Source organism: Serratia sp. Nf2, assembly GCF_003028435.1.
GTDB classification, from domain to species: domain Bacteria; phylum Pseudomonadota; class Gammaproteobacteria; order Enterobacterales; family Enterobacteriaceae; genus Serratia; species Serratia marcescens_L.
In genome coordinates, this window is record NZ_PYTW01000007.1 from 111661 (window position 1) to 124247 (window position 12587).

At 60.8% G+C, this 12587-nt stretch carries 7 protein-coding genes; 1 reads left to right on the top strand and 6 read right to left on the bottom strand.

Translation table 11 applies throughout. The features are described from left to right. Window positions 1-13 precede the first annotated feature (13 nt). Window positions 14-2038, bottom strand: a complete 2025-nt coding sequence (gene rep / locus C9411_RS16480; RefSeq protein ID WP_107227499.1) for a DNA helicase Rep — start codon at window positions 2036-2038, stop codon at window positions 14-16. Window positions 2039-2147: 109 nt separating this feature from the next. On the opposite strand from rep, the gene ppiC reads away from it, so the two are divergent. Continuing rightward, complete coding sequence (gene ppiC / locus C9411_RS16485) at window positions 2148-2429, top strand: peptidylprolyl isomerase PpiC (RefSeq protein ID WP_004934175.1); 282 nt, start codon at window positions 2148-2150, stop codon at window positions 2427-2429. Window positions 2430-2458: 29 nt separating this feature from the next. Here ppiC and C9411_RS16490 read toward each other — a convergent pair whose 3' ends face one another. The 5 genes from C9411_RS16490 to bcsZ all read right to left on the bottom strand — a co-directional run bounded on the left by C9411_RS16490 (window position 2459) and on the right by bcsZ (window position 12586). Further along, entirely contained in the window at window positions 2459-3961 is a 1503-nt protein-coding gene (locus C9411_RS16490; protein WP_063989096.1) for a pitrilysin family protein, read from the bottom strand. Between the two features lie 260 nt (window positions 3962-4221). Beyond that, the gene (locus C9411_RS16495) at window positions 4222-5508 is read right to left on the bottom strand and encodes a dicarboxylate/amino acid:cation symporter (protein WP_063989097.1); all 1287 of its coding nucleotides are present in this window, start codon (window positions 5506-5508) and stop codon (window positions 4222-4224) included. Window positions 5509-5782: 274 nt separating this feature from the next. Then, on the bottom strand, window positions 5783-7789 hold the full coding sequence (hmsP, locus tag C9411_RS16500) for a biofilm formation regulator HmsP (RefSeq protein WP_233221919.1): 2007 nt from the start codon (window positions 7787-7789) through the stop codon (window positions 5783-5785). 229 nt (window positions 7790-8018) lie between these two features. Then, window positions 8019-11492, bottom strand: coding sequence for a cellulose synthase complex outer membrane protein BcsC (gene bcsC, locus C9411_RS16505; protein WP_107227500.1), 3474 nt, complete (start codon window positions 11490-11492; stop codon window positions 8019-8021). Then, entirely contained in the window at window positions 11474-12586 is a 1113-nt protein-coding gene (bcsZ, locus tag C9411_RS16510; protein ID WP_063989197.1) for a cellulose synthase complex periplasmic endoglucanase BcsZ, read from the bottom strand. Before bcsZ ends, bcsC begins: the two co-directional genes overlap by 19 nt. Between the last annotated feature and the right edge of the window lies 1 nt (window position 12587).

Here is a 12587-nt window from a genome sequence, read left to right on the forward strand (position 1 = left end):
ATGAGCGCCCTTGTTACTTTTTCTCTTTTGCCTTTTCCAACTGAGCCCAAAGATTCGCGACACCGGCTCTCCCTTTTTGCATTCTTTCCTGCGGAGTGACGACCTTACGTTCTGTTTCTCTCTTTAGATCATCCTGCGGCAACTCATCTAAAAACCTACTTAGTTCTGGGCGCATCAGCTCACCATATTGGCGGCGCTCCCGACAATGGCTGAAAATCAGCTCTTTTTGGGCGCGGGTGATCCCTACATAGGCCAGACGCCGCTCTTCATCGACATTGTCTTCATCGATGCTGCTCTGGTGCGGCAGCAGGCCCTCTTCCATGCCCACCAGAAACACGTAAGGGAACTCCAGCCCCTTGGAGGCGTGTAGCGTCATCAGCTGTACCTGATCCAGCTCTTCTTCGCTTTCACCGCGCTCCATCATGTCGCGCAGGGTGAAGCGCGTCACCACCTGGGCCAGCGTCATCGGCTCGTCCAGATCGTTGCCTTCCAACATCTCCGTCATCCAGCCGAACAGCGTATTGACGTTCTTCATCTGCATTTCGGCGGCCTTCGGGCTGCTTGCTGTTTCGAACAGCCAGCTTTCGTAATCAATGCCGCGGATCAGATCGCGCACCGCCGCCACTGGCTCACGCTCCACCTGTTGGGCGATGCCGCTCAGCCAGTGGGTAAAGCGCTGCAATGACTCCAGCCCGCGCCCGGTCAAATGCTGGCTCAGACCCAGATCGAAACTGGCGTGGAATAAACTCTTGTTGCGCTGGTTGGCCCATTCGCCCAATTTCTGTCGTGTTGTAGGACCTATCTCACGTTTGGGGATATTGACAATGCGCAGGAAGGCGCTGTCGTCGTCCGGGTTGGTCAGCACGCGCAGATAGGCCAGCAGATCCTTGATCTCGGGGCGCGAGAAAAATGAATCGCCGCCGGAAATCTTGTACGGGATGCGGTTCTGCATCAGCATCTTTTCAAACACCCGCGACTGGTGGTTACCGCGGTACAGGATCGCGTAGTCGCCGTAGTGGGTCTTTTTCACGAAGTGGTGGGCGATCAGTTCCCCCACCACCCGCTCGGCTTCGTGATCCTCGTTATTAGCAGTAATTAGTTTCAATTCCTCGCCATAACCCAATTCTGAAAACAGCCGTTTTTCAAACACGTGTGGGTTATTGGCGATCAGAATGTTGGCCGCCTTCAGAATGCGCTCGCTGGAACGGTAGTTTTGCTCCAGCTTGATCACCTGCAGCGCCGGGAAATCGTCCTTCAGCAGCACCAGGTTCTGCGGCCGCGCACCGCGCCAGGAGTAGATCGACTGGTCGTCGTCACCCACCACGGTAAAGCGCGCGCGGTTGCCCACCAGCAGCTTCACCAGCTCGTACTGGCTGGTGTTGGTATCCTGGTACTCATCCACCAGCAGGTAGCGGATGCGCTGCTGCCAGCGTTCGCGCACCTCTTCGTTGCGTTGCAGCAATAGCGTCGGCAACAGGATCAGATCGTCAAAGTCCAGCACGTTGCACGCCCGCATATGGGCGTGGTACAGGCCGTAGCAGTGGGCAAAATGCTTATCACGCTGCGAACGAGCTATCTCCATCGCTTTAGGAGGATCAATGAGATCATTTTTCCAATTCGAAATGGTCGTAATCAGTTGGCTAAGTAATGTTTTATCTTCTTCTAACCATTGCTTAGTCAATTCTTTCAGTAAGGCAAATTGATCTCTATCGTCGAACAGCGAGAAGTTGGACTTCATCCCCAGCGCCACATATTCCCGCTTGATGATCTCCAGCCCCAGCGTATGGAAGGTGGAAATCATCAGCCCGCGCGCCTCTTTGCGCCCCAGGGTTTGCGACACGCGCTCTTTCATCTCGCGCGCGGCCTTGTTGGTAAAGGTTACGGCGGCGATGTGCCGCGCCTGATAGCCGCAATGGTGGATCAGGTGGGCTATCTTGTTGGTGATAACGCGCGTCTTGCCGGAACCGGCACCGGCCAACACCAGGCAGGGCCCGGTAACGAATTCGACGGCTTGTTGTTGGCTGGGGTTTAATCGCATGGTGCTGGCTTGCTCGGCTGTAAAACGTGGAAGGGAATTGTAGCAGAAAGCGCCGATGAGATTTAGCGGGTATAATCAGCGCAATTTTCGCATCGACAAAGGCAATACCATGGCAAAAACGGCGTGCGCCCTGCACATTCTGGTAGACAATGAAAAGCTGGCCAACGAGCTGCTGGCCAAGCTGAAGCGCGGCGTCAGCTTCGACACGCTGGCGCGCAAATACTCGAGCTGCCCGTCAAAACGCAACGGCGGCTCGCTGGGCGAATTCAACAAAGGCGCGATGGTGCCGGCGTTCGATAAAGCGGTGTTCAGCATCCCGCTGCTCAAACCTTACGGCCCGGTCAAAACCCAGTTCGGTTACCACATCATCAAGGTGCTATACCGCAACTGAGGGGGCCTGAGCCCCCTGCCTGCGGCTAATTATTGCGCGCTGGCGTCCGTCGCCGGCGCTGCCACCGCGGTGTCGGCCGGTTTGGCTTCTTCCGTCACCACCGCCGGCGCCGGCATCATGATGCCGTCATAGGTTTCCTGCAGCTGCTTCATGCTCATTTCCGGCTCGCCTTTCGGCTGCATCAGCACCAGCGTCGCCTCCTGAGAAAGCTGCAGCTTCAGCGCCTGATTCAGCGTCTCCAGCGTCAGGCTGGACAGGAACTCCTGGCGCAGCTTCTGATACAACTCCGGTGCGATATCCACCACCCCGCTCTGCTGCGAACGCAGGCGCTGGCTCATCAGCACGTCGGTATCGGTGCGGGCGTAGGTGGCGAACAACTTGCTCAGCTGATCGTTTTTCTGCGCCAGCAACGCATCGAATTCCTCTTTGGACAGGCCGTTATCACGCACGTTGGCCAGCTCGCGGGCGATAAAGCCCAGGCTGCCGTTCAGGTTGTTGTTCGGCGTATCCAGATGGATGGCGCACTGCCCGCGCTGGTACTGCACTCGACAGTCAAAGCCCAGATGCAGGCTCTTCTGGTCGCTTTTTTCCAGCGTCTGCTGAAGATGCCAGAACAGCGCCTCGCGGGCGAGATCGCCACGCCAGTAACGGAGCAGGCTCTGTGAATCGCGAATCGGGTGCCACGGCGAATCCCACATGATCGACAGCGTATCCTGTTTCACCTGCTCGCTGATCAGGCTCACCGGCTGCTGCGGCAGCGGTGTCAGCGTCGGCATCGGGGCCGGGGTTTCACGTTTGCCTTGCAGCGGCGAGAACGCCTTGTTGATCTGCTCGCCCAAGCTGCGGCTGTCAATCTTACCGACCACGAACAGCGTCATGGCGTCCGGGGTATACCACTGTTGATAGAATTTCTTCAGCTGCTCGAGGTTCACCGGCCGTTTCGCCGGCTGCGCAGGATCGTGCGCCAGCAGCGTCGAGCCTTTCAGGCGGTAACGCCACCAGACGTCTTGGGTATTGGGCGGGAAAGTGCCGACCGGATTGATGGTGGAATTCATCACCGCGTGCACCGTATGCTCGTCGATCGCCAGTTTGCCGGTGGTGTCCGCCAGCCAGGCCAGCGCTTCTTTCAGCAGGTCGGGCCGGTTGTTCGGCAGGCTGAGGTTATACATGGTGAAATCATACGAGACGATCGCCGGCGGCAGCGGCCGCTCGTTATCTACGCTCTGTTGCCACAGGGCGCGCAGCTGCGGCGCGGTAAAGCTTTCGCTTCGCGCCAATGCCAGCCGCGGCAGCAGATGGGCGAAGCCGGTCTGCTGCGAAGACTCCACCAGAGAGCCGGTATTGACGATCAGCCGCAGTTCCACGCGGTCGCTTGGCCGCTGCGGCGTATCGAGAATCTGCCATGAAAACCCGTTGGCCAGCGCCCCCTGCTGCCAGGCAGGATCGGGTTGTAGTGCTTCAGCCTGCACGCTGCTACTGGCGGCAGCCAATAGCAGCCCACCAACTATAAGATGAATTCTGGTGCCCTGCATGTGAACCCCTACTTAATGACTATCCAATTTCTTATGCAAATGCGTGTATTCCATTCAATGGAATCATAAAAATACGCCCTGAGTTTCACAGTGGGGCGGAAAGCAGAAAGTGTACCATCGTGTTAGACCGCGCGCCTTTGCGGATGTCACTCATTAGAGTGAAAAATAATAGATAGCGGGTTTTTTAATGCAAGAAATCGTTACGAGGCAGGGGTTGTACCTCACCGGCCGCGGCTGCGGCCGGTGATTTGCCGCCAATATCAGGCGGAAGGCTGCGTTTTGTCCGCGCCGGCGTTTTTGTTGTTCAGCGTGTCTTTCAGCTGTTTCTCATCCAGTTGGTTACACCATTTCGCGACCACCACGGTCGCCACTCCGTTACCCACCAGGTTGGTCAGCGCGCGGGCTTCCGACATGAAGCGATCGATGCCGAGGATCAGCGCCAGCCCGGCCAACGGCAGGTGGCCAACGGCGGAGATGGTGGCGGCCAACACGATAAAGCCGCTGCCGGTCACGCCCGCCGCGCCTTTGGAGGAAAGCAGCAGCACCACCAGCAGAGTAATCTGGTGCATGATATCCATGTGGGTGTTGGTCGCCTGCGCGATAAACACCGCGGCCATGGTCAGGTAGATAGACGTGCCGTCCAGGTTAAAGGAGTACCCGGTCGGGATCACCAGGCCCACCACCGATTTCTTACAGCCCAGCTTCTCCATTTTATCCAGCATGCGTGGCAGCGCGGACTCGGACGACGAGGTCCCCAGCACGATCAACAGCTCTTCTTTGATGTAGTTGACGAATTTGAAGATGCTGAAGCCGTTGGCGCGGGCGATGCTGCCCAACACCACCACCACGAACAGGATACAGGTAATGTAGAAGCACACGATCAGCTGGCCGAGTTGCACCAGGGTGCCGACGCCGTATTTACCGATGGTAAACGCCATCGCACCGAAGGCCCCGAGCGGCGCCAGGCGCATGATCATGTTGATGATGCCGAAAATCACCCGCGAGAAGCTGTCGATCACGTTGTAGATCAGCTGCCCCTTATCACCCAGACGATGCAGGGCGAAGCCGAACAGCACCGCGAACAGCAGCACCTGCAGAATGTTGCCGCTGGCAAACGCGCCGATCACGCTGCCGGGGATGATGTCCAGCAGGAACGGAATGATGCCCTGCTGCTGCGCCTGCTCGGCGTAGACTGCAACCGCCTTGGCGTCCAGCGTGCCGGGATCGACGTTCATGCCGGCGCCCGGTTGCACCAGGTTGACGATCACCAGGCCGATAATCAGCGCGATAGTACTGACGATTTCAAAATACAGCAGCGCGATGGCGCCGGTGCGGCCCACCGCCTTCATGCTTTCCATGCCGGCGATGCCGGTTACCACGGTGCAGAAAATCACCGGGGCGATAATCATCTTGATCAGTTTGACGAAGCCATCGCCCAGAGGTTTCATCTCGGCGCCGAGGTCAGGGTAGAAATGGCCAAGCAGGATACCCAGCGTAATCGCCGTCAGCACCTGAAAATAGAGGCTCTTAAAGATCGTTGTTTTCATATGAACATCCTATGGGGGGAAGACACGCACCAGGCAGCAGTCTAAAAATCCAGCCTGTTCATTGCTTGCGCGGAAAATAACACCCACTTAACAACATGGAAATAATTTGTTGCACCCGCCCCTGGGAGTTGATGTGAATTTAAGAGCTGAAACGCGTCAGTCCGGGTGCAAAGCTGAAAATTGCGTAAGCCTTTGTTTGCACTAACGCAAAAGAGGTAGAGGAGAAATAGCGATTTTCGGACGGGGAAAAGTACCGGAAAGGTAAACGCGGCGCTTATGGCGCCGCGCGGCAAAACTCGGCTTCGAACGCTTCGCGCGGCAACGGACGGGCGAACAGGAATCCTTGCCCGCTGCGAATGCCGTGCTGCAGCAACCAATCGCGCTGCTCGGCGTTTTCCACGCCTTCGGCCATCACCGGCAACGCCAGCACTTCGGAGATCGAACTGACGATGCGCACCATCGCATCGTCAGCCGGCAGCCCCTGAATGAAGCTGCGGTCGATTTTAATCAAATCGATCGGCAGGGATTTCAAGCGGTTGAGATACTCCAGGCTGGAGTAGCCCATGCCGAAGTCGTCCAGCGCGATCGACAGCCCCAGATCGTGCAGCTCGCGCAGCAGCGCCAGCGCGCGGTCGAGATCGTCGATGCGTACCGTCTCGGTGATCTCCAGCAGCAGCTTGCGCGGGTCTATCTGATACTGCGCCAGCAGGTTTTTCAGATGCGGGACGAACGCTTCATCCTGCATCTGAATACCGGAAACGTTGACCGCCAGCGGCAGCGCAATGCCACGTTGCTGCCAGTCCGCCAGGATACGGCAGGATTCTTCCAGCACCCAGTTGCCGAGAGGCACAATCACGCCCAGCTCTTCCGCGAGCGGGATGACGTCGGCCGGCAAGGTATAACTGCCGTCATACTGCTGCCAACGCAGCAGCGCTTCGGCGCCGATTACCTCGTTGGACTGCATGTCGATCTGCGGCTGCAGGAACAGCGTGAAATGCCGCTGTTCGATGGCGTGCAGGATCTCGCTCTCCTGCGTCAGCCGCTTCTGCGTGCGTTCCGTCAGGCTGGGCTCGAAGAACAGGATCTGATTTTTTCCTTCGCGGTGCGCGGACATCATCGCCGAGGTGGCGCTGCGCAGCAGCTGTTCCGCACTCTCCCCCTGATTGAGGTAGTGCGCGATGCCGATGCTGGCGTTGGGCCGCAGCGCCAGACCTTCCAGCGTCAACGGCGCGTTGATCTCCGCCATGATGCGCCGCGCCAGCTGCATGGCGTGGAACGGCCGCTCGATGCCCTTGGCCAGAATGGCGAATTCGGTATTGCTCAGCTGTGCCAGCACGCCGTTTTCGTCGATGCAGCCGCGCAGCTTCTTCGCCAGCGCCAACAGCAGCGCTTCACGCATCGCCGGGCTCATCACCCCAGAGGCTTCATGCAGCGTCTCGATGCCGATCACCAGCAGGTTAAAACGCTCGGGGCGCAGGCTGGAAGCGATATGCTGTTCCAGCAACGCATTCAGCAACGCCGGATTCGGCAGTTCGGTCACCGGATGGCGGGTGCTGAGGCGGCTCATGTCGGCATGCGCCTTGGCCAGCGTCTGTTGATTGCGATTGTAGTTGCGCACCAGCAGGCCAAGCTCGTCGTCCTGGTGCAGCGCCGGCAGCATCAGCTGGTGATAGGGCGCTTCGTCCTGCGAGATGTTTTCCAGCTCCTTGGCCATCGCGCGCAGCGGGTGCACCATCAGCCGGTTCATGCACCAGGTGATGGCCACCGACAGGATCAGCGCCAGCAGCAGGTAGGTCGAGAGCATGGTCGACAAAATGCTGAGGATAAACTGGTACATGCGGAACGAGTCGGCCTGCAGCACCAGATAGGCCAGCGGCTGCTGATTGGCCGGCACCCGCTCCAGCGAATAGAGCGGCACGGAAATTTGGATCGGCAGCTCAAACAGCCGGGCGATCAGCGTCGGCACCGGCCGCTCCGGCGGGAAATTGGCGTGCAGCGCCTGAAACTCGTTCGGCAAGACGATATCCGCCCGGCTGAGAATGCCGACCGGCAACAGCGTGTTCAGCACCCTTTTGGCTTCCGGCACGTCCATGCGCAGCACCGCTTCCGCCAGCGGCTGGCGCACGGAGTGAGCGATATTCTCCAGTTGCTGGGCGTAGTCATCCCTGCGCTGCTGCACAAAGTGGAATAACTGGATCACGATAAAGATGCAGATCGTGACCAGCGCCACACCGGACACCGTCGCCATCTGCTTAATCGTTAACGAACGCCTGACCCGCAAACCTGCTCTCCGTGAAATCGGGCTGAAACAAAAAAGGGGGCTGACTCTCACCCGCCCCCTCGAACCGGGCTGAGTATACTCGATCATCGGCTGTTTTTATCTGGCTATGCCGCAGGCAAAACCAAGAAAATCGCGGGTTTCAGTCTTTTCCTAAAGCGAACAAACGCGACCCGGACACAGGGTAACAAAACTCCCCGGCGTCCGACACTCCGAATCTTTCCCCTCCCGGTTACTTGAAGTCGGCGTAAGGCGTCAGCGGCTGCGGCGGCAAATCGAGATCACCCTGCCAACCGGCCAGGGAATAGCGCAGATAAATCAACGCATGGCTCGGCGTATAGTCCTTCGCCTGTTGAATGTCGATACCGGCGCCGAGCGTCCAGTGCGAACTGAGACGGCGTTCGACGATCGCCCGCAGGGTATAACCGACGCCGCTCGAGGCGCCGCCGTCCTCAACGGCGAACTTATCGGGCAGTGAATCCGGGATCAGCCCCTGCAGCGGATAGCGGCGCTGGCTGTCGGTTTTCGAATGGGACAGCGAAACCGAACCGCCCAGCTCCCACGACCAGTTCTCGGTGCGCTGGCGATAGTTAACCGGCAGCGACAGCGACAGATATTGCTGCGGGCTGTAATAGCCGCCCTGTCCCAGCGAATAGCCGCTCAAATCCTTCTGGTAGTGCCACAGCATGGTATTGAGCCCGACGCTCAGACGACGATTGTCTTCGTTGATCAGCTTGTAGTAGTAGCCGGCCATCAACCGCTGTCGCTGGTTGTCCGCCACGTTCTTGCCGGTAATCTGGTGCGCGCTGAGATCGGCCCACACGCCGTTCGCCTCGCCGCGATCGTAGCTGGCGCTCAGGCTGACGCCGGTGGCGCGCACGCCGCCCCAGGTAATGCCGGTATTCGGGTCTTTGGCGCCGCCAAATGCCAGCAGCGAGCTGGAGATCGGCCGCCGCGAAGCCGCCAGCGTCCAGCCGATGTGGTTCCAGTCGCCGCTGTAGGCCAGGCCGCCGGTCCAGTCGACCACCTCGAAGCCCATCGGCGTCGTGCCGATATCGGCGGCCCAGCGATCGTTTTTCCAGCCGGCCGCCACGCTGGTGCCGGTGGTTTTCTGGTGTTCATCGCCGCGGCACCCTTGCGTGTTGCAGGTACCGAAAGTCTCGTAATAGTGGCCGCTGCCGTCGGTCGAGAAACGCCCGGCATCCAGCTGTACGGTGTCGGTACGCAAGAAGGCGCGTCCGTCATACAGCGGCATGTCCACCTGCAGCATGGTGTCGTGTGCATTGAAGTCGGAAATGCCGCCGGTGCCGCTCGAGCGCCAGTAATCGTGATCGAGCGTGACGTTCACGTCTTGCTGCCGGTACAGATCCGCGGCGTCGGAACGAATGCCGCGTTTCAGCCAGTCGTCGTTCGGATTATTGCGCGTCAAATAGGTGTAGCTGTCATTGTCCTGCGGCAGCGTCGGCGTGATGCCGCCGGCTACCATCGCCTGGCGATAATCCTGCTGTGCCCGCTCAGGCTGTTGCTGAGCCCTTTCCAGCCGGGCGGCGTCACGGTAAACAAGCGCCTTGGTCTGCCCGACGGGCTCCGAAGCCGCCGCCGTTTTCAGTCGGTCGAAGATAGCTTCGGCCTGCTGCGGATCGCCGACCGCGCCCCAGGCGTTGGCGACACGACGTTGGCTGTTGAGCGAAGCGTCCTGCGGCTGCGGTTCGGTTTTCAGCCGCTGGCGCGCCGCGTCCAGATCCCCTTGCGCCACATAAGCTTCGATCTCGCCCAGCTGTGCATCCGGGTTGTTCGGCTCACGCCGTTTCACCCGCTGATAGTCATCCAGCGCCGCCGCATACTCCCCGCGCGCCAGCGCCCAGTCGGCCAGCAGCAAATCGAGGCGGGTGTCCGCCGGCTGACGGCGCAGATAGGCTTCCGCCGCCGGTTCGTCACCGGCCGCCCGCAGCCGTTCGGCCTGCGCGATCACCGCCTGCATTTTCAGCCGCTGCGCCAGTTCGCGCATGTTGTCGTTCCACTGCGCGGCGGGCAGCGTATTGAGCTGCGCCAGCGCCTGGTCGTCGCGATCGCTGCCGGAAAGGTAGAGCGCATAGGCGTAGGTCAGCTGCGGATTGGCACGCTGACGCTGCGCCAGCTGCCGGAACAGAGCGTCCGCCTGCTGCGGCTGCCCGGCCTGACGCAGCGCCTGCGCATAGCGATAGGTCAGCCAGACGTCGTCGGGATCCATCGACTGAGCACGGCGGTAGATGTCCGCCGCCTGCTGCCACTGCTGCTGCGCCGCCAGCGTCTCCGCCTGCTGCTTCAACATATCGAGCCGCAGTCCATCGAGGGTGCTGCGCAGCTTGGCCTGTTGGCTACGCGGCAGGCCGTTGAGGTAGGCCAGCGCCTTTTCCGGCGACTGCCGTTGATAGAGATTCACCAGGCCGCGCAGCGCGCTGCCGTTGCCGGGGTCGCGCCGCAGCGCCTGCTGATAAAATCCTTCCGCCGCGGCGTCATCCTTGCTCGCCACCGCCACATCGCCCAGGCCGATAAACGCATCGCCGTCGCTGTCGTCGAGCTGGCGCGCCTGCTGATATTTCTGCCGGGCCAGCGCGAGATTGCCAGCCTTCAGCGCTTTGTCGCCCTCGTCGATCGCCAGCCAGTAACCGGTGCTCTTGATCAGGCTTTGCCACTTGCCGCTGTCGTAGCCGTTCTTGTCGGCGGCCAGCGCCTGTCGGAACAGTTTCAGCGCCTGCGGACGGTTGCCGGCGCGCGAATAAGCCTGGCCGAGCGCGCCCAGCACCTCGGCGTCGTTCGGCGTCGCCGCCAACGCCGTTTGCAACGCCGGAATAGCCGCCCGGCTGCCGCCTTTATCCACCTGCGCCAGGCCGCGCACCCGTGCCTGATACGCCGGATCGGCCAACAGTTTCTGCTGCCTGGCCAGCTCTTCACGGGCGCTGGTCGCCTGATCGCCGGTGTCGAACACGCCGAGGAAACGGTTGAGCGCCGCCACGCTTTGCGCGCTGACCGGTATCGCTTTGACCTTATCCAGCCACAGATCGGCGGCATCGCCGCGTCCGGCCGGATCGGCGGCGATCTTCTGCAGCAGCTCATAGGCCTGCGCGTCCTGGTTCTGACTGAACAGCATGCGCGCCAGCGACATGCGCAGCGCCACGTTGCCGGAATATTGCTGGTCCAGTGCCTGCAGCTGCTTCAACGCCTTCGCTTCCTGCCCCGGCAAGCGCGCCACCAGCCGCCAATACTCCACCGCCAACTCGAGCGTCGGCGGCTCGCCGTGGAACAGCGCATCGTACTGCGCCTTGGCCTCCGGCAACCGGCCGGCGGTCGCCATCAGGCGAGCCTGCTGCAGCTTTTGCCGGGTTTCCGGCTGCGTCAGCAGCATATTCATTTGCGCCTGGCGATAGGCGCTGGACTGCGGCGCGAGGGTTTTCAGCTTGTCCAATTGCTGCTGCGCCAGCGCCATGTTGCCCTGCCGCAGCGCCAAACGCATGCGCGCGGCGATCACGTCCGGGTTGTTCGGATCCATCAGCTCGAGCCGGTACAGCGACTGGCGCACCAGATCGTCCTTGTTGCCGGCCTCGCCAATACGCACCTGTTCCAGCAACCACTGTTCCGGCGCCACAGCCTCCGCAGCGCGCGCCTGCGGCAACATCGCCAGGCTCAGCGGAATCAAATTCAGCCAGTTTATTTTGAAGTTGTGCATTGGCCGTCCCACGAGGGTTGCAATTCACCCTGACGATTAAAGCGATAACGTTGTTGATCCCACCCCTGACCGAACAGCGTCAGCGAGGCGCTGAAATAGGCGTCGTCACCCGGCGGATGTTCGCTGATGCGTTGCCGCTGTGTCGCCAGCGCCTCGGCCTGCGTCACCAACATCGGCAGCATCGAGGCAGAAAAGCCGACCGGGCCGGTGCCGGTGGTTTTGCCGCTGGCGGTATCGGTTTTTTCCGGCGGCACGCCCTGTTTGGCGGTGAGCTGCGCCATCGGCTGGAAGCGTTCGAGCAGCGCCGCCTTGTACTCATCGTCGTCCGCCAGCATGCCGGCCCACAGATAAACCCGAATGGCGTCGTAGCTGCCGACGTTCGGCTTGACGGTATCCGGCTGCCAGCCGGCGCCGACCCGCCACACCACCCAGTCCGGTGAGAAACCGTGCGGCGCGGTGTCCAGCCACAGCCGTTGGTTGACCTGGCGCATCGCGCGCCACGGGCCGTTCAACGCCGCAAAACGCGCCAGCAGCTGCGGCGGCAGGTAGCTGGGGTTCAACCGCCAGCGATCTTCCGCCACGAACCCGACTTTGCCCGGCAACAGCATCAGGCCCAGGCCGGGAATGTCGGCCACTTCCTCGCGGCCGATGCGTTGCAGCAGCAGCGTCCCCAGGGTTTGATAACGCCGGCTTTTCCACAGGCGGCCAGCCTCGAGCAGGTTGTAAGCAATCCACAGATCGGCGTCCGACGCCGAGTTGGCGTCCAGCACCTTCCACTGCTTGTCGTCGCTCTCGCCCCACAGCCAGGCAGGCAAACGGGCGCTGAGATCGCCCGCCGCCAGGTTGTTCTCCGTCCAGGCCAGCAGCCGATCGAAGGTCGGCCGGTCGTTGGCCACCAGGGCGAAGAACAGGCCGTAACTCTGCCCCTCGGAGGTGGTGATTTTGTTCGGGCTGCTCGGATCGATCACCCGCCCCTGCGGGCTGATGTAGTACTGCTTGTACTGTTGCCAGCCCGGCCACTCGCAGGCCGCCACCGCGCTGAACGCGCACAGCAGCAGCATGCCGAGCGACAGGCGTTGCAACATCGCGCTCACC

Bases quoted from the DNA above. Each gene is read 5' to 3' on its own strand.
- rep (WP_107227499.1), bottom strand. From the start codon at position 2,038: ATGCGATTAAACCCCAGCCAACAACAAGCCGTCGAATTCGTTACCGGG.
- ppiC (WP_004934175.1), top strand. From the start codon at position 2,148: ATGGCAAAAACGGCGTGCGCCCTGCACATTCTGGTAGACAATGAAAAG.
- C9411_RS16490 (WP_063989096.1), bottom strand. From the start codon at position 3,961: ATGCAGGGCACCAGAATTCATCTTATAGTTGGTGGGCTGCTATTGGCT.
- C9411_RS16495 (WP_063989097.1), bottom strand. From the start codon at position 5,508: ATGAAAACAACGATCTTTAAGAGCCTCTATTTTCAGGTGCTGACGGCG.
- bcsC (WP_107227500.1), bottom strand. From the start codon at position 11,492: ATGCACAACTTCAAAATAAACTGGCTGAATTTGATTCCGCTGAGCCTG.